The organism is Robertmurraya sp. DFI.2.37, from assembly GCF_029211245.1.
In the GTDB taxonomy this organism is placed as follows: Bacteria; Bacillota; Bacilli; order Bacillales; family Cytobacillaceae; genus Robertmurraya; species Robertmurraya methanolica_A.
The window spans coordinates 56,554-74,672 of the sequence record NZ_JARGEJ010000014.1 but is presented as its reverse complement, the minus strand read 5'-3'; the positions used below and the strand labels follow the sequence as shown (position 1 = coordinate 74,672).

At 37.9% G+C, this 18,119-nt stretch carries 15 protein-coding genes, 1 pseudogene and 1 riboswitch; of the genes and pseudogenes, 4 read left to right on the top strand and 12 right to left on the bottom strand.

The genetic code is table 11. The annotated features are described in order from the left end of the window. Window positions 1–69: 69 nt before the first annotated feature. Both cysI and PZE06_RS10045 read right to left on the bottom strand, forming a co-directional pair. Window positions 70–1,794 carry an assimilatory sulfite reductase (NADPH) hemoprotein subunit gene (gene cysI / locus PZE06_RS10050; RefSeq protein ID WP_150915553.1) on the bottom strand — a complete coding sequence of 575 codons (1,725 nt, stop codon included), beginning with the start codon at window positions 1,792–1,794 and terminating at the stop codon, window positions 70–72. A gap of 26 nt (window positions 1,795–1,820) precedes the next feature. Beyond that, window positions 1,821–3,629: an assimilatory sulfite reductase (NADPH) flavoprotein subunit gene (locus PZE06_RS10045; protein ID WP_150915552.1), complete on the bottom strand. Its 1,809-nt coding sequence runs from the start codon at window positions 3,627–3,629 to the stop codon at window positions 1,821–1,823. A 209-nt stretch (window positions 3,630–3,838) separates the two neighbouring features. Here PZE06_RS10045 and PZE06_RS10040 point away from each other — a divergent pair, with 209 nt between their 5' ends. Both PZE06_RS10040 and PZE06_RS30085 read left to right on the top strand, forming a co-directional pair. After that, the gene (locus tag PZE06_RS10040; RefSeq protein WP_150915551.1) at window positions 3,839–4,729 is read left to right on the top strand and encodes a LysR family transcriptional regulator; all 891 of its coding nucleotides are present in this window, start codon (window positions 3,839–3,841) and stop codon (window positions 4,727–4,729) included. Between the two features lie 69 nt (window positions 4,730–4,798). Then, window positions 4,799–5,105 (top strand): annotated as a pseudogene (locus PZE06_RS30085) (DUF5634 family protein). On the opposite strand, the gene PZE06_RS10025 reads toward PZE06_RS30085, so the two are convergent. The 9 genes from PZE06_RS10025 to PZE06_RS09985 all read right to left on the bottom strand — a co-directional run bounded on the left by PZE06_RS10025 (window position 5,047) and on the right by PZE06_RS09985 (window position 14,164). Continuing rightward, entirely contained in the window at window positions 5,047–6,159 is a 1,113-nt protein-coding gene (locus PZE06_RS10025) for a sugar efflux transporter (protein WP_191963212.1), read from the bottom strand. The pseudogene PZE06_RS30085 and the gene PZE06_RS10025 sit on opposite strands and share 59 nt — an antisense overlap. A 44-nt stretch (window positions 6,160–6,203) precedes the next feature. After that, window positions 6,204–7,643 (bottom strand): glycoside hydrolase family 1 protein, encoded by a 1,440-nt coding sequence (locus PZE06_RS10020; RefSeq protein WP_150915549.1) that lies wholly within the window; start codon window positions 7,641–7,643, stop codon window positions 6,204–6,206. Window positions 7,644–7,858: 215 nt separating this feature from the next. Next, window positions 7,859–8,809 carry a mannose-6-phosphate isomerase, class I gene (manA, locus tag PZE06_RS10015; RefSeq protein ID WP_150915548.1) on the bottom strand — a complete coding sequence of 317 codons (951 nt, stop codon included), beginning with the start codon at window positions 8,807–8,809 and terminating at the stop codon, window positions 7,859–7,861. 17 nt (window positions 8,810–8,826) lie between these two features. Continuing rightward, window positions 8,827–9,690 (bottom strand): ROK family protein, encoded by an 864-nt coding sequence (locus PZE06_RS10010; protein WP_150915547.1) that lies wholly within the window; start codon window positions 9,688–9,690, stop codon window positions 8,827–8,829. A gap of 24 nt (window positions 9,691–9,714) precedes the next feature. Then, window positions 9,715–10,419 (bottom strand): GntR family transcriptional regulator, encoded by a 705-nt coding sequence (locus PZE06_RS10005; protein WP_150915546.1) that lies wholly within the window; start codon window positions 10,417–10,419, stop codon window positions 9,715–9,717. 308 nt (window positions 10,420–10,727) lie between these two features. Beyond that, the gene (locus PZE06_RS10000; protein ID WP_191963214.1) at window positions 10,728–12,122 is read right to left on the bottom strand and encodes a glycoside hydrolase family 1 protein; all 1,395 of its coding nucleotides are present in this window, start codon (window positions 12,120–12,122) and stop codon (window positions 10,728–10,730) included. 85 nt (window positions 12,123–12,207) lie between these two features. Continuing rightward, a complete protein-coding gene (gene celB / locus PZE06_RS09995) occupies window positions 12,208–13,500 on the bottom strand; it encodes a PTS cellobiose transporter subunit IIC (protein WP_150915544.1) in 1,293 nt (430 codons plus the stop codon). A gap of 15 nt (window positions 13,501–13,515) precedes the next feature. After that, complete coding sequence (locus PZE06_RS09990) at window positions 13,516–13,848, bottom strand: PTS sugar transporter subunit IIA (RefSeq protein WP_150915543.1); 333 nt, start codon at window positions 13,846–13,848, stop codon at window positions 13,516–13,518. Window positions 13,849–13,861: 13 nt separating this feature from the next. Further along, window positions 13,862–14,164, bottom strand: coding sequence for a PTS sugar transporter subunit IIB (locus PZE06_RS09985; RefSeq protein ID WP_150915542.1), 303 nt, complete (start codon window positions 14,162–14,164; stop codon window positions 13,862–13,864). Window positions 14,165–14,696: 532 nt separating this feature from the next. On the opposite strand from PZE06_RS09985, the gene PZE06_RS09980 reads away from it, so the two are divergent. Both PZE06_RS09980 and ald read left to right on the top strand, forming a co-directional pair. Then, window positions 14,697–15,950: a PucR family transcriptional regulator gene (locus tag PZE06_RS09980; RefSeq protein ID WP_150915541.1), complete on the top strand. Its 1,254-nt coding sequence runs from the start codon at window positions 14,697–14,699 to the stop codon at window positions 15,948–15,950. A gap of 113 nt (window positions 15,951–16,063) precedes the next feature. Then, complete coding sequence (gene ald, locus PZE06_RS09975) at window positions 16,064–17,194, top strand: alanine dehydrogenase (protein WP_150915540.1); 1,131 nt, start codon at window positions 16,064–16,066, stop codon at window positions 17,192–17,194. A 300-nt stretch (window positions 17,195–17,494) separates the two neighbouring features. Here the strand turns inward: ald and PZE06_RS09970 are convergent, their stop codons facing one another. After that, window positions 17,495–17,896 (bottom strand): VOC family protein, encoded by a 402-nt coding sequence (locus tag PZE06_RS09970; RefSeq protein WP_150915539.1) that lies wholly within the window; start codon window positions 17,894–17,896, stop codon window positions 17,495–17,497. 83 nt (window positions 17,897–17,979) lie between these two features. Continuing rightward, window positions 17,980–18,087, top strand: a riboswitch (TPP riboswitch). Window positions 18,088–18,119: the final 32 nt, after the last annotated feature.

The following is an 18,119-nucleotide window of genomic DNA, read 5'->3' as shown; positions in this document are numbered from 1 at the left end:
TTATATTAATCCTACCATCTCGATGTGATTTGTCAACATTTATAGACGAAATATTCTCACTAAATTTTCTTACTTAAGCTCATGAAAATTGGTTCCATCAGTCGTCTCTCCAACAATCCCAGCTCGTATTACAAAATCTCCGAAATGTTCCCCTTCTTTTCTTTCCCTTGCGTATCTCGGCAGGAGTATTTTTAGCTCTGATAGAATTTCCTCTTCGCCAATGTTTTCGCGATACAATTTACTGAGGCGGCTTCCATCAAATGCCGCACCTAAATACATATTGTATTTGCCAAGTGACTTCCCGATAAATCCGATTTCTCCTAATGCGTGTCTGGCACAGCCGTTCGGACAGCCAGTCATTCGAATTGTTATCTCTTCATCGCGCAGGCCATTTTCATCAATAATGGTTTCGATCTTGTCAATAAGAGTAGGTAAATAACGTTCGGCTTCTGCCATGGACAATCCGCATGTTGGTAAGGCCACACAAGCCATCGAGTTTCTGCGTAAAGCGCTGAAGTGACGTCCATCTGTTAATCCGTATTTTTCCAATAATTCATCTATTTGTTTTTTATTGCGGCTTGATACATTTGCAATAATTAAGTTTTGATTTGGAGTAAGTCTGAAATCTCCTTTATGAATTTTAGCAATCTCACGAATACCAGTCTTAATTTTAGCATTCTTAAAATCTTTCACCCTTCCACCTTCAATAAAAAGGGTGAAATTCCATTTTCCTTTAACTCCTTTAACCCAACCGAAACGGTCACCGTTATGAACAAATTGGAAAGGTTTTGCTTGCGCTAATGGCCAACCAAGCCTTTTGTTTAACTCTTCTTTAACAGTTGAAAGACCGAGCCGATCAACCGTATATTTAAAGCGGGCATTTTTTCGATTGGAGCGATTTCCATAATCTCTTTGAATCGTGATGATTTTTTCTGATACTTCGTACATTTGTTCTGGCTTACAAAAGCCAATCACTTTTGCTATTTGCGGATAGGTTTCCGGATCACCATGGGTCATACCCATTCCACCACCGATCAAGACATTAAAACCTATTAGTCTATCTTCCTCAACAATAGCAATAAAGCCTAAATCCTGTGAAAAAACATCGACATCATTTGATGGGGGTATCGCTATGCCGATTTTAAATTTTCTTGGCAAATAAACTGGTCCATACATGGGCTCGACTTCTTCCATTTCTGGACTGCTAAAAATTTTTTCTTCATCTAACCAGATTTCATGATAAGCTCTTGTTTTAGGTAGCAAATCATCGCTGAGTTTTTTCGACCATTCATATACTTCAGCGTGGAGTTCAGATTGAAACGGGTTCGCATTGCTCATGACGTTACGATTCACGTCTCCGCAGGCAGCAATTGTATCGAGCAGCACTTGATTGATTTCCTGCATCGTGTTTTTCATATTCCACTTCAAAATACCATGCATTTGAAATGTTTGTCTCGTTGTTAGTTTAAGTGTTTGATTGCCGTATTTTTCAGCAATTTCATCCATGATAAGCCACTGTTCAGTTGTAGCAACTCCGCCAGGCAACCGAACGCGAATCATAAATTGATAGGCGGGCTCAAGCTTTTGTCTTTGCCGTTCATTGCGAAGATCACGATCATCCTGCTGGTAGCTCCCGTGAAATTTTAAGAGTTGGTTTGAATTTTCAGATATCCTTGCGTAAAGCGGGTCTGCCATCTCTTCTTTTAATGTACCTCTTAAAAAATTGCTCTCCCTTTTTAACTTTTCATTTTTACTTGGAGGGCCATCAGGGGCTTTGATCATTTTGTCAGCCATCATCCATTCTCCTCTCGCTTAAATCTTTAATATACGTCTCTTTGATAGCGCCTTAGCTGCTGAAGATTACTCAAATATTCTTCTGCAATTGCCCGACTCACATTCCCTTCTTTTGCAATAATTTCAATTAATGTCTCATGTACATCCTTTGCCATATTCTTCTCATCACCGCAAATGTAAAGGACAGCTCCTTCCTCAAGCCAAGAGTACAGTTCTTTACTATGCTCTTTCATCCGATGCTGTACATATATTTTGTCAGCACCATCACGGGAAAAGGCAACGCTCATTTTTGTTAGTACTTCATTGTTTAACCATTGATTCCATTCTGTTTGGTAGAGAAAATCAGTCATAAAATGCTGATCTCCGAAAAACATCCATGATTTCCCTGTCGCTCCTGTTTCTTCGCGTTCTTGCATAAAAGCGCGAAATGGAGCAACCCCTGTACCCGGTCCGACCATAATAATCGGCGTACTTGGATCATCTGGAAGGCGAAAGTTATCATTAGATTGGATAAAAACAGGGATCTTGTCACCAATAGAGATTCTTTCTGCACAGAAAGTAGAGCAAACCCCTTTTCGATTTTTGCCATGGGCGGAATACCGAACTGTACCAATCGTTAGGTGAACCTCGTCTGGATTTGCCTCATAGCTGCTTGCAATCGAATATAAACGCGGTGGTATTTTGCGTAATACCGATACAAATTCTTGTGCTGAATCCCCCCATATACCAAAATCTTCAATGAGATCAAGAAGATCTCGCCCTTCAATGTAGTCTCTAAACGTTGTCTCGTTGCTAGTCTCCAGAAGTTTGTCTAAATTTGGGTGCTGAAGCAGTTCTTGAACTTTTTGTAAAAGCGGCTTTGTAATGACCGTAATTTCATAGTGTCTCGTTAATGCTTCTTTTAATGATAAAATATCGCCTTGTTTATTAATTATTACAGATTCATCTGCGCCCCATTTTAATACGTTTAATAAAGAATCAACGAGCGCTGGATCATTTTCAGGAATAATTCCTAAACTATCCCCTGGTTTGTAGGTTAGCCCCGATCCTTCTAGTGATAATTCTAAGTGGCGTGTTTCTTTATTTGAGCCTTTCCCGTTTAAATTAAGATTTTCCAGTACTTCAGCTTTAAAAGGATTGCTCCTCGAATACGCAGAAACGGTTTGCGAAGTTGATAGATGCTTAAGTGCTTGAGGTTCGCCGTCTGGATTAGCTTCTTTTAAGCTTTTGATCACACCTTCTAGCCATTCCTGAGCTGGTTCGTCAAAATCAAGATCGCAATCAAAGCGAGGATAAATCCGTGTAGCGCCTAATTCTTCTAGTTTACGGTCAAATTCTTTTCCTACCTGGCAAAAAAACTCATACGAGCTATCTCCAAGTGCCAAAACGGAATAGTGCAAGTGCTCAAGTTTTGGTGCTCTTTTACCGTATAAAAATTCATGAAAGATAATGGCATTATCAGGAGGATCCCCTTCACCATGGGTACTGACAATAATGAGTAATTGGTTTATCTTTTTTAGTTGATTTGGCTTAAAATCGTTCATGGCAGCGACAGTCACTTTGAAGCCGTTTTTTTCAAGCTCCTCTTGCGCTTTTTTTGAAAGACCTTGAGCATTTCCTGTCTGTGAACCGTATAGGATCGTAATTTCATCTTTTACCGTCATGGTAGGTTGCTCTTTATTACTGAGTGCCGTTGTTTCACTATCTCTAGATAGGGAGCCTGAAAAAAAACCACTTAACCAGATTTTTTGTGAATCTGTTAAAGTTGCTAGTAACTGATTTATAAGTTCAACCTGCTCCTGATTAAATGGACTGTTTCCTACTTGAATTTGCAATACTATCCACCTCACAAAAAATTTGGTAATATATCATTATATTTACTTTTCCTATCAAATAAGTTGGTTTTATAATCAAAAAAAATCTCGTGTTCTTAATTTCAGAAAAGCTTTAACTATGTAAAAACTTTAACGAAGAAAAGCTGAAATGTAAAATAATTTTAAATAATCGGAATCATCATGATTCCTAATCATAAGGTGGGAGATGAATGCAGTTAGAAGAACTTAAAACATTTGTGACATTAGCGGAAGTGAAAAATTTTACGAAAACAGCAGATAAACTTCTAATGTCTCAACCAACCGTCAGCCTTCATATTAAAAATTTGGAAAAAGAATTTAATACGGAACTATTTCAACGCTCACCAAAGTTTTTAAAAATAACACCAAGTGGACAGCTGCTATTAAAGCGAGCAAAAGAAATGATTAAAATTTACGAATTGGCGAAACAAGAGATTTTAGAATATCATCATAAAATAGCAGGAAAATTGACAATTGGTGCGAGCTATACGATCGGCGAATACATCCTCCCCTCCCTCCTGTGTGAGTTACAGAGAAAATATCCTGCTCTTGAAATTGAAATGATGATCGGGAATAGAGAAGAAATATTGCAATCTGTTCGTGAGTTTCGCATTGATATTGGCTTCATTGAAGGCGAGGCTAAGGAGAATGTTTTTCATGTTATTCCCTTCATGGAGGAAGAGTTTTATATTGTTTCTTCTTCTGATCACCCACTCGTGCATAAAGAAAAAATCCACTTTTCTGAACTGATAAATGAAACTTGGCTATCACGAGAAGAAGGTTCCGGTAATCGCGATTTTTTAATGGAGGTCTTGGCTAATAATGGTCTGAAAATAAAATCACTTTTGACGATGAATAGCATTCAGGCAATTAAAGAATCAGTCATCAGCGGATTAGGACTTTCCTTGTTAGCGAAAAATTCTATTAAAAGAGAAATAGCTCATCGCTATTTAGCTGTTCTTCCTATTAATCAGCAGCCATTTAAAAGAACTTTTTCTTATGTATATTCTCCAATTATGAAAAATAATAAAAATGTTGAAGCTTTTATTATAGTATTGGAAGAGAAATGGGAGCAATCATAATGATTGGTAAGGATTTGGATAATTTACAACGTCAGTAGCCATATTAAATACATCGAATTTTCTAAAGGAGTGATCGTATTGGAGTACTTATCTAGAGCACAAATCATAAATGATTTACAAAAGCCTTTCCAAACATATCTTGAACAATATGAAATTGATGAAATTGGAATTTACGAGGAAGATGGACAGGATGGTATTTACCATATCGGTTATACTGTTACAAAAGAAAACCTATCATATCCACTCTTCTTTCCGAAAGAATGAGAATGAATTTTTAGCCCCTTTAAATAATTTATGGACACTTGAAACTGACGAGCCTAGTGGGGATGACCGCACTGGTTATCGAGATGTAGAGAGTGTATTTCAGAAGATTTAAAATTACAATACAGAGTCGTTGCTGTACCTTGTGCAGTTGGAATAAAATCTTGAAAATATGAGATCGCTATTCCTGCGGTAATCGATACTTGAGCCGCACTTAATATTTGCAGTGGATAGATTTGCCAGGTTTCTGTTACAAAACTAAACAATAAGAAATAAGTAAAAGCGATAAAAAATCCTGCTTTAACAAGGAGTCCGTTATCCATTTTAGTTGCTAGGATGCCAAGAGCAATCATAAAAGGCACCTCAAAAATGGGTGGAACGCTGAAGATTACTCCGACATCGACCTCTGTTCCATCAAGGACTTTCATGACAAACTGAGGAACATTTAACATATGGATCGATGTGGCAGCTGCTAATAGCAGAGCGGCACCTAGATTAGCAAGAATATGTGGCTTTGACAAATAGTTCCTTATGGCTATTGATTCTTTTCGTGCTTCACTTTGTGTCTCTAACTTTTTCAAAAAAAAGAAAATCGTTAAAAATGCTAGTAAATAGCCTGCTGCGACAAATAAAAACAACCCTTTGAACCCAATCATAATAAGTAGCCAGGAACCTAATGCCGGTCCGATCGTCCATGACAGTGCGAAAAACATACGAAAAACATTCATAACAAAAGGGGTTTCTTCACTGGCAATACAGGCAGCTTTTAAGGCATCTCTAGCATATGCCCATAGCTGCGGTACTGCTGCAGCTGTTGTTCCAAGTAATACAAAAGCTGTTATGAGCAAAGCTAGATAATCACGTAAAAATGCAAACATGGAGTAGCCAAGAATTCCTGTAAAAGATGTGAGCAGCAGTAATGTTCTCCGGTTTGTTTTTAAGTCGGAACGTTTGGCGATATAACTGCTAATCACCACTCCACCAACTGCCATAACGGTCATAAAGATCCCGAAGCTTGCGTTCGTCATCCCTACTTCATCAATACCGAAGAGAGATGAAAAAGGGACAAAGAAAGACATCGACAATCCAAAAATTGTATTAATAAGAAATAAAACTGGAAAAGATGGGATTGCCCATACAAATCGTATTTTTTCTATAATTTTTTTCATTAACAGCATCTATCCTAACCATAAAAATATGAAGTGATCACTAGTTATAAAACCGTGCCGTTGGAAGCAATCACTTTCTTATACCAATCAAAGCTTTTCTTCTTCACGCGGCGAAGATCATGTTCTCCTTCCTCATGCTGATTGACATAAACAAATCCATAACGTTTTTGGAAACCGTTCAGCCAACTAAGCAGGTCGGTAAAAGACCAGACGCAATAGCCAAGTACGTCTACTCCATCGGAAATGGCCTCTTGCATCGCTTCGATATGGGTACGAATATAGTCAATACGATAATTATCATTGACAACATCGTCTTTTTCCAGCTTGTCAAAAGCCCCTAAACCATTTTCACTAATTAAAATTGGTAAGTTGTAGCGATTGGTTATGCGGCGCAGAGCAATTCTAAGGCCAAGAGGATCGATATTCCAATCCCAATCAGTTCTTTCTAGATGAGGATTCTCTACGGTTTTAAAGACCCCTGGAATCCCTGTATCCTCCGAGGTGCCTTTTTCCCCAGTCGTATTAATTTTGGCTATTCCTGCTCCGTTGTTTAAAGGGTTTTCTTCATAGGTTGTCGTTTGATAATAGTTGACCCCCATGAAATCAGGAGTACCTTGACGCAACAGTTCAAAATCGCCTTCTTCAATTCGTGGAGCAAGACCGCTGCTTTCTAAATAATTCCAGACGGCTTTCGGATATCTCCCCCATGCATATATGTCCATCCACCAATGGCTATTTAGCTCTTCTGCATTTTCAGCTGCAATAATATCTTTTGGGTTGGATGTTCGCGCATAGGCAGGGGAATAGGCAAAACTTGGGCCGATTTTTCCATCAGGCACATATTTTCTAAATTCTTTAATGACGCTTGCGTTAGCTAGATTTGCATGATGATTGACTTGATAGAATAATTTATCATCCATGACACCAGGAGGATGAGCGGCCAGACGATAACCTAGCATCGTAAAGATATTTTGCTCATTAAGGCTGACCCAATATTTCACACGATCCCCAAAACGCTTAAATAATTCAACGCTGTATCGGGTAAAATCTGAAATGATTTCTCTAGATTCCCAACCTCCATATTCATCCTGTAGAGCTTGTGGAAGATCCCAATGATAGAGCGTTAAAATCGGCTCAATTCCGTTTGTTTTTAACTCGTTAATTAAATGATCATAAAATTCGATCCCTTTTTCATTTAATTCACCGCGACCACTTGGAAAGATTCGAGTCCAAGCGACAGAAAAACGATATGCTTTCATCCCCATCTCGTTCATTAATTGGATATCCTCTTTATAGCGGTGATAATGATCAACAGCTACATCACCTGTTGTGCCTTTAAATGTTTTACCAGGAATTCGAACAAATTTATCCCAATTCGAAATCCCCTTTCCATCAACATTCCAAGCTCCTTCTACTTGATAGGCTGCCGAAGCTGCACCCCAGAGAAAATGTGGGGGAAATGATTTAAGTTCTTTATGAATCATGCCCTTCACTCCTTTACTTGAAAATATTTCCCTCATTAAAAAGGGAAGATGCTCTTTCATCGCCTACATGCAGACTAATCTTCATGATCATTATTTACGTAAGTTACGACCAAGATTCTTTGCTTATGAACTTTTGTGCCCTTTTTGTTAGTGTTTACGAGGGAAACGATTAGAGCCACAAAGGTACGAAACCAGACGATTTTGTCTATTATTTTTTAAGGATGAGAAACGATCAATTCACAGTTTCCCGATATTGCAAATTCACCCATGCCTACAGGGACGACAAAGTGAACTCCTTTCTTTATTGGGTACGCATGACCATCATACTGGAATGTACCTTCGCCTTTTAAAACACTCATAAGCAAATATCTCACCCCTTCAGAGAATTTGGCAATTCCGCTTATTTCCCATTTGGATACAGAGAAAAACTCTGATTGAATAAAAGTGGTAATCGTTACATTTTCCTTTGTTTCTATAATTGGTGTTGTTTTTACGGCTTTATGTGGAACTTGTGTTACTTCAAGCGCCTTATTTAAGTGGAGTTCACGAAGGTTTCCTTTTTCATCATGACGCCCATAATCGTATACTCGATATGTCGTATCAGAGCTTTGTTGCGTTTCTAATACAAGGGTCCCTTCACATAACGCGTGTATCGTTCCACTAGGGACATAGAAGAAATCACCGGGCTTTATTTTGACACGGCGAAGCAAATCGTTCCATTTGCCTTGAGCGATCATTTCTTCAAGCTCTTCTTTCGTTTGCGCGTTATGGCCGAAAATCATTTCAGCATCTTCTTTACAATCAATAATGTACCAACATTCCGTTTTCCCTAATTCTCCGTTCTCGTTCTTCTTAGCATATGTATCATCAGGATGGACTTGAACAGATAAATCCATATTAGCATCCAAGATCTTAGTTAAAAGGGGAAACGCCTTATCAAGCGGATGACCAAATAGCTCAGGATATTCCATCCATAACTCTGCTAACGTTTTCCCAGCAAAATGGCCATTTTCAATGATCGATGGACCGTTGGGATGGGCAGAAATTGCCCAACATTCACCCGTTTTTTCTGAAGGAATATTATAGCCATAGTGTTTCTTTAATAATGTACCACCCCAGATTCTTTCCTGAAAAATTGGTTTTAAAAATAATGGTTGCAGTTGCAATTAAAGTTCCTCCCTTTTTAGTTTTGTTGTAATGCCTCATAAGCCAGTAATAAAGCTCCTGTTATCCCAGCGTCATCCCCCAATTGAGGAGAAACAATATAATTGGTTAGCTCAGGTAATTCTACATAACCATTCAAAAGCTCTGTTAAATGGTGATAAATAAAAGGAAATACATGCTTTTGCTTCATCACTCCACCGCCAAGAATGATCTTTTTCGGTGAAAGAATCAGAATATATTGCACAAGTGCCTGAGCGATATAATAACCTTCTAACTCCCACACTTCAGAGCGTTCCGAAAGAGTTACTCCAGTCTGTCCCCAACGTCTTTCAATACTTGGACCTGAAGCTAAGCCTTCCAAACAGTCCTTATGATAAGGACAACTTCCTGCAAATAAATCTTGTGGGTGACGTCGAACATAGGTATGTCCCATTTCAGGATGCGATAAGCCCTGTAATAATCGTCCCTGTACTAGCGCTCCTGCTCCGATTCCAGTCCCGACAGTAATATAAAGACAGCTGTCTAACCCGATTGCAGCTCCGAGTTTTGCTTCCCCTAAAGCGGCGGCGTTGACGTCTGTATTAAAACCGATTGGAACTGAAAATGCTTCCTTTATCGTTTTCACGAAGGGGAAATTTCGCCAAGCTGTTTTGGGTGTGGAAGTAATATATCCATAGGTAGGGCTTTTTTCATTTACATCAATGGGTCCAAAAGAACCGATTCCGATTGCGTCAACTTTAAATTTTCGAAAAAAGGTGCTCACTTCATGGAGCGTTTCAATTGGTCTAGTTGTGGGAATTTGTATACGCTCGGCAATCATTCCTTTTTCATTGCCAACGGCGCAAACAAATTTTGTGCCACCTGCTTCAATGGCTCCTAGCATAGCTTATCCCTCCAATACGTGGTGTTAGTTGATAGTCGTCACTTCAAATTTGTCATAGCGATGCCGTGAAAAAGAGTATTCAAATGGTACTCCATTATTTAAAAAACCGACATGTTCCACTTCTAAAATGGGGTCATCAGGTAAGCATGCCAAATATTGATGATCAAGCTCTTCTGATTTACATGCCCGTATTTTTCGATGGGATCCTGCAATTGTAAGTCCTAACGTCTCCCGAATATATGAATAGATCGAGCCATGTAAAATATCATCTGTGATTCCTGGAATCAAGATCGTGGGCATATATGTCCTTTCCATAACATATGGTTCATCATCGACCAATCGCAGACGGATTAAAAAATAAACAGGAGTTTTTACGTCTATTGCTAAATGCTCTGCGACTTCTTGCGTAGGAAATTGGACATCAAATTTAATCACTTCGCTCGTCACTTTCTTCCCCTTTAAAAGGCGCGACAAGCCTAAAATCTCGTTTGTACCAACGTTTACAACATTCTGAGATATAGCAGATTGAATAATAAAAGTTCCGTGCCCTCTTTTCCGGTACAGCAAACCTTCTTTCACTAAAATATCCAGCGCCCGTTTCATAGTCATTCGGCTGCACTGAAACTCTTTTGCTAATGTAATTTCATCTGGTATTGGTTGATCGATGGGATAAAACTGATTTTTTATTCTTTCTCTCATTACGGATGAAATAGTCTCGTATTTTGGCATCACCGGTCTCCACCTTATTCATAATTTCTTTTTCTAGTAGCTGTGCCATATGGGATCGTTTTGAGTATGCTTCATTTCATTTATTAGGATAGCTTCCCACTACTTCTTAACCAAGAACATTTCCTCAGCGAAAACGAGCAACGATGGTCTTTAGCACACACAGCTTTTCTATAAGGTTTAATTTCAAAAAATAACGTCTTACGCCTAAAAATGCGCTTTCTACTCTATCATACATCAAGTTATCAAAAATGGTTGATTGTTTTCCAATTTTCCTTTTCGTTGAAAAAAGATGGTCAAAACGACCATCTTTAAAAACCATTATGTTCTGAAATGCTTCTAAACCATTGACCGCTCTTTTTAATTGTTCTTTCACCATCTTTGTGTAAATTCACTGACACTAGGCCGTATCGATTTTTATAAGCGTTTGTCCATGACCAATTATCCATAAAAGTCCACAAATGATAGCCTCTCACGTTCGCTCCCTCTTCTAACGCTTTATGAACCCATTTGAGATGTTCTTGAATAAATTTAATGCGATAATCATCTTGAATTATTCCATTTTGGTCACGGAATTTTTCTTCACCTTCAACACCCATTCCATTTTCTGATATAAAGCACTCGATATTGCCGTAGTTCTCTCTTAAATTTGTTAAAATATCATAAATCCCTTTTTCATAGATTTCCCAGCCCCGATGAGGATTCATTTTGCGACCGGGCATCACGTAATGATCAAAGAATCGCTCAGGCATAAAAGGAGCACTAGGATTCGGCAAGTTTTCCTTCGCTTTTACCCTTCTTGGCTGATAATAATTGACACCAAGCAGATCGACAGTGTTTTCTTTAATAACTTCTAAATCACCGCTCTTAATATGCGGTAAAAAACCTTCTTCTTTGAGAATTTGTATCAATTCCGGTGGGAATTCTCCCTTTACAGATGGATCCAAAAATGAGCGATTAAAGAAGGCGTCAGCAATTTTCGCTGCTTGCAAATCTGCAGGGTTTTGGCTTCTTGGATATGAAGGAGTCAAATTAAGAATGATCCCAATTTTTCCATCATGTTTCACACTTCTATAAGCTTGAATCGCTTTAGCACTTGCAAGTATCGAATGGAAGGCAACTTGAACGGCTTTGCCGAAATCAACTTCATTAGGGTAATGGAAATCGTATAAATACCCACCTTCAACTGGTACAATCGGTTCATTATGGGTGAACCAAAATTTCACTCGATCACCGAAGAGCTCAAAGCATGTTTGTGCATATTTCACATAGGCATCAACAGTCTCGCGATTTATCCAGCCTCCAATTTCTTGCAACTTCAATGGCATATCGAAGTGAAAGAGATTAACGAATGGTTCGATTCCGTGAGCAATCATTTCATTTATGACATTATTGTAAAATTCAACTGCTTTTTGATTGACCTTGCCTCTTCCTTCAGGAATAAGACGTGACCACTGGATCGACATTCGAAAAGAATTATGGCCGCTTTCTTTCATCAGGAGGATATCATCTTTATACTTGTAGTAAAATTGCGATGTTTTGTCGGGTCCTACCCCATCAAAAAAACGATTTGGCTCAATTTCATACCAGTGATCCCAAATATTCTTTCCTTTGCCATCCACCGCAGCGGCCCCTTCCGTTTGTGGTCCAGATGCGGCAGATCCCCACCAAAACCCGTCTGGGAAACGATATTTTATCTCATTCATGTTAGTCATCACTGCAGTCTCCTTTTTTATCGATATTTTGAACAGGGTATTTATTTGTTCAAAGTTTCTACTCGCTTTAAAATTTTCAAGCAGCTTTTTCTGCTTCTTTTTCTTTTATTAAATTGGTTTTATCTAAAGTTTTTAAAAATGGGAACCAAATTAGCCCAACAATCACCATGTTTACGAGCTGCAAAATTCCTCCCGCTAAAGAGTTAGTTGCCATGATCCCGTTGATGAAGAATGGTACTGTCCAAGGTATGGCAACCCCTGTTGGTGGTGGTACTAAACCAATTGACATAGCAAAGTAAGAAACGAGTGTAACAACCATTGGTGCTATAATCCAAGGAACAATGACAATTGGGTTCATGACAATTGGTAATCCAAAGATAACAGGTTCATTAACATTGAAGAGACCTGGACCAACCGCAAGCTTACCCACTTGTTTTAATTGTCTGCTCTTCATGAAAGCAAGCATTGCAAAAACAACCACAAGCGTCATACCAGTACCGCCCATTCCAACTGTATAAATTTCCATAAAAGGTTTGGAAATAATATGCGGTAACGCTGCACCTGCTTGATAAGCTTCATAGTTTTCTATCATTAAAGTGTTCCAAATTGGATCCATCACAGAGTTAATAATGATTTGTCCATGTAAACCAAAAAACCAGAAGATTTGAATAAAGAATACAGCTACTAGTGTTGGAACTATTCCACTTCCTAATCCTACCAACGGTGCTTGAATAGCGTTATAGATAATATCATGCAAATTTGTGTTAAACAATTGTGTTACCAATACGTTAATCATCAAAAAAACAGTTAATGTTATGATTGCAGGAATTAACGCTGCAAATGATTTAGCTACTGCTGGTGGAACCCCAGGAGGCATTTTTATCGTTATATTTTTTTGAACGATACGTCGATAGATTTCCGTGGCAAGAAATGCTGTAATCATGCCGAGGAACATGCCTTTTGCACCTAAGCGATCGAGCGGAATCACACCTGACACAACCTCCCCACCCTCAAGTGTTACAATAAATGGAGTTAATAATAGAAAGGAAACAAGTGAAATCGCTCCTCCGAAAATTGCTTCAACCTCATAGCTTTTCGACAAGTAATATCCGATGCCGAATACAACAAAGACGGACATAATCCCCATCGTTGCTGAGGAAGCGATTCCAAACATGTCCTTAAAATTTGCTAGAGCTCCAGCACTCATAATTTTTTCTAAGAATGGTAGATTTGTTAATACGACAAAAATGGAACCGAAAATCGTTAATGGGAACGCTAACATAAATGCGTCGCGCAACACTGATAAAAAGCGATTATTATTTAATTTTCCAGCGATTGGAATAAGATATTTACTTAGTTTCTCAAACATCGCCGCTTCCTCCCTTTATAATTTTTTTTGTTTAAAGAGGTCTAGCATTTCCTTTACTAGCTCTTTCATTGATAATGTTGACATTAAATGATCTTCTGCGTGCATAAGTAATAATGCAAACTCGACTTTTGTCCCTGAAGCTTCTTGCTGAACCATCTTAAAGTGAATTTGATGGGCGACTTTTAAATCTTCTTCAGCTTCAATCAGCAAATGATCAGCTTCTGTTACTCTTCCTTCTTTATATTCGCGCAATGCTTGAATTACTTTGCTCCTTGCATTTCCGCTATGAAGAATAAGCATAAAATTGACTTGTTCTGCTGATAGCTCTTCTAAATTGAGGTTATCCACGACCATTCCTCCATTACATTAGTGAAAGTGCTTGTTCATACGCTTTTTTACCATCGGCCATTCCGTAGGCCATCATGTCGATAACTTCCACTTTAATTCCGTATTGTTCTGCGTCTTTCTGGAATTCTCCCTTTAAAAAACTCATTTGTGGTCCGATTAAAACAACATCAGCATTGGCGAATTCTTTTTTTGCTTGATCCTGGCCTACTGCCCAAATTTTTACTTCATCACCGATCGATGCCGCGTACTCTTCCATTTTCGTCACTAAAAGGCTTGTTGACATTCCAGAACTACAGGCTAATAAGATTTTTTTCATCTCAATCAAACTCCTTTATTATGAAATATTGGATAAATAATCAAAAAAAGCGCTTTCTTGAATCGTTTACAAAATTAATTATATACTTATTTTATTAAATGTCTATACTTTTATTTTTAAAAATATTATCTTTTGGGATTTCTTTTGAAAATACAGAGAAAATCTATAAAACTATTAAATACTAACTCCATGTTTTCGGCATAAATGCTCTAAAGTAAAGACTTTATTTTATGTCAATGTTGTTTTCCCCTCATTTTTCTCTAATCTTTCATTATAATTGAAAGGAGTGTGAAACTTTTGTTTTCGCACGACATAAGCCAAAAATTTAGTTTAAGAAAACCAAATAAAAAGAGCTTGATGTGCTCCATAATGATTGATATTGAGCTTGATTTTTCACAAATGTAGCAAACCTTACTTGCACGATTAATTTCCCCTATTTTTATTCGCAAAAATTTCTGCAATTTACATATACAAGTCCCTAAAACGTAAGCTATGATTATACATATTTCAGTTTATAAGGAGAACGGATACGATGGATCTTTACAGTAAAAATGATAATCCGTTTAAAGGGAATTTTAAGACATTAGAAAGCTTGGTTGATCGCATAAGTGAAGTTTTTCATTGTCCTGTTACAATCGAGGATGCCAATCATCGTCTTCTTGCTTATAGTCAGCATAATGAAGAAACCGATCAAGCGAGAATTCAGACGATTATAGGACGGCGTGTTCCTGAAAAAGTGATTAACAGCTTGTGGAAGAATCATATATTACCGAAAATTAATCGTACTGATGAACCTGTGCGAATTGCTCAAATTAAAGAAGTTGGTCTCGGAGATCGAATCGCGATTGCAATTCGAAAAAATAACGAGGTACTTGGTTATATTTGGGCGTTGGAGGTTGAAAGAAAGTTGTCTGATCAATCTTTTCCCCTTTTTAAACAAGCAGCTCAAGCAGTGAAGAATCATTTACTCCAACTTCAAGGTTTGCAAAAAGAATCAGATGAAGGAATTAATGAGTTTTTTTGGAAGCTATTAACAGGGAATATACGCTCCAAAAAAGAAATTCGTGAAAAATTTGCGGAATTTCAACTTTTGCCTCCTGCAATCTTTTCTGTTGTTGTCTTTCAATTTCAAGAAGAAATTTCTAAAGAAAATCAGCAACAAATTTTCTATCTTCTTTCAACGACACAACAATTGAAAATCATTTTTCGTGTTTTTGATGAAAAAGAAGTTATTTTACTCACAGCCCCAAACGAGGATAAATATACTGAGAGGGATTTGAAAGCATTTATCACGGAGTTTATCGCCCATATGTGTAAGCGGTTTAGTATAAACTCAATCAATGGTGGGTGTGGAACAATTTCTCAAGATTATACTGATATTGAAAGGAGTTATCAAGAAGCTCTTTTCGTTCTTCAATGCCAAAAGAAGTTTCCCGATCTAGCTGCACAATTGATCAATTATCAAGAACTGGGGATTTATCGATATTTAGATTTAATCTTTGAAAAAAATAGATTGGAGCATTACGAAAATCTTTCATTAAAAAGGCTTAAACAATATGATTTAAAGCATCATACCCAACTTCTCCATACGTTGGAGACGTATTTGATTTTTGATAGTAACATGAACGAAGCTGCTAAAGCATTACATATCCATTTAAATACATTAAGTTACCGATTAAAGCGAATCGCAGAAATAGGAGCAATAAATTTGCGTGATCCCCATCAAAAAGTAGCGTTATTTATTGATTTAAAACTTGAGCGTCTTCAAGAAAAGGAGCATTTGTGAAATTTCACAAATGCTCCTTTTCTTTTTTTAATCTTTCGACAATGTTCAAAATATTTTCAAAAAATTATAATTAAAATAGAATTTTAGGTCAACATTTATAAGGGGGATTTTAAATGTTAATTGGTGTGCCAAAAGAAATTAAAAATAACGAAAATCGAGTGGCGATGACGCCTGCTGGTGTTATTGCTCTAGTGAAAGCAGGTCATCGTGTTTTAATTGAAACAGAAGCTGGAGCCGGAAGTGGTTTTACAGATAAAGCTTATATCGAAGCAGGTGCTGAAATCGTATCAACACCTGATAAAGCATGGGCGGCCGAAATGGTTATGAAGGTAAAAGAACCTCTCCCATCGGAATATGGCTATTTTCGTCAAGGTTTAATTCTCTTTACTTATTTACATTTAGCTGCTGAACCAGAACTGGCAAAAGCGTTGGTTGATAATGGTGTTACAGCTATTGCTTACGAAACAGTGGAAGTTAATCGCACCTTGCCCCTATTGACACCAATGAGTGAAGTAGCTGGCCGTATGTCAGCGCAAATTGGAGCGCAATTTTTACAAAAATCTAATGGCGGTCAAGGGATTTTGCTTTCTGGTATTCCTGGTGTCAAGCGTGGCAAGGTCACGATCATCGGTGGTGGTGTAGTAGGTACGAATGCAGCCAAGCTTGCTATTGGTTTAGGTGCCGAAGTGACAATTATTGACTTAAGTCCCCACCGTCTCCGACAATTAGATGATTTATTTGGAAACGATATTCAAACATTGATGTCCAATCCACTTAGTATTGCCCAATCAGTGCGCGAGTCTGATTTAGTAATTGGTGCCGTATTAATTCCAGGTGCAAAAGCACCAAAATTAGTTACAGAAGAAATGATTGAATCAATGAAACCTGGCTCAGTTGTAGTTGATGTCGCAATCGATCAAGGTGGTATTTTTGAAACCGTGGATCGCATTACTACACATGATGCTCCAACTTACTTGAAACATGGTGTTGTCCATTATGCTGTTGCTAATATGCCTGGTGCTGTTCCAAGAACGTCTACAATTGGTCTAACGAATGTTACTGTCCCGTATGCTTTGCAAATTGCCAATAAAGGGATACACAAAGCAATTTCAGAAAATCATGCTTTAAAATGTGGCGTTAATGTTGCTGCTGGTGCCATTACTTATGAAGCAGTTGCAAAAGATCTCGGTTATGATTATGTAGACGCTGATCATGCTTTAAAAAAAATTCTTGAGACGATTTAATTATCAGAACAAAAGCACATGCGCTTTGTTCAGGTCCGTATAAATTGGACCATTCAGGTAAGAGAAATAGGAAACTTACGGGGCTAGCAACGTAGGTTGACTGATCGTACAGATGGAATGGGAAATTTAATAGGTCTAAGCACCGGAGCTAGATGTAGATTCACTCATTAAAAGAGTTATACACAACTACGATGTCGATCAATTTCAACAAGAACAATAGCGCCAAAGCCTTAAACAAGAGGATTTGGCGCCTTTTCGTTCATTCATTGCTTCTACCGTAAATAGCGATTTTAACTAAAGTTATGGCATCGTTGCAACTAATTCAACTTTAATTCTATCAGGATCCTCAAAATAAACGGCGTAATGATCTTCCCCACCAGCAAATGGATGTTGACCTGGATAAAGTATACTTACACCTCTTTCTCGTAATCGCTTTGTTAAATGGTCTACATGCTGACGAGAATCTGCGTGGAAAGCTAAATGGTTTAAACCAACTCGGCAGCGATGATATGGGGGCTCCAAAAACCTTTCCTCTGCTTGCACAAAAACGAGATATGTATCCCCTAACTTCCAACTTTCACCTTTGTCCCATTTTTGAAATGAACGATATCCTAATTCTTCAAGAAGCCAACTCCAAAATTCCTTTGATTTTGCTAGATTGGAAACATAAATTTCAAGATGATGCAGCAATCCTGTTGTCATTAATTTGTCCACTCCTCTTCGTTTATTTATGTGCACTACTTGAACAGGGTATGAAACCGTGTTAATATGATTATAAACTTTTATATGAACACTAGGGGAGTCTTTTTATGGACTGAGATTGAACAAGATGTTCTAAACCCTTTGAACCTGATCCGGTTAAAACTGGCGTAGGGAAGTGGTAATGTTGTTTCATTTAGAGATGCAACCTCCACTTTTGTGGAGG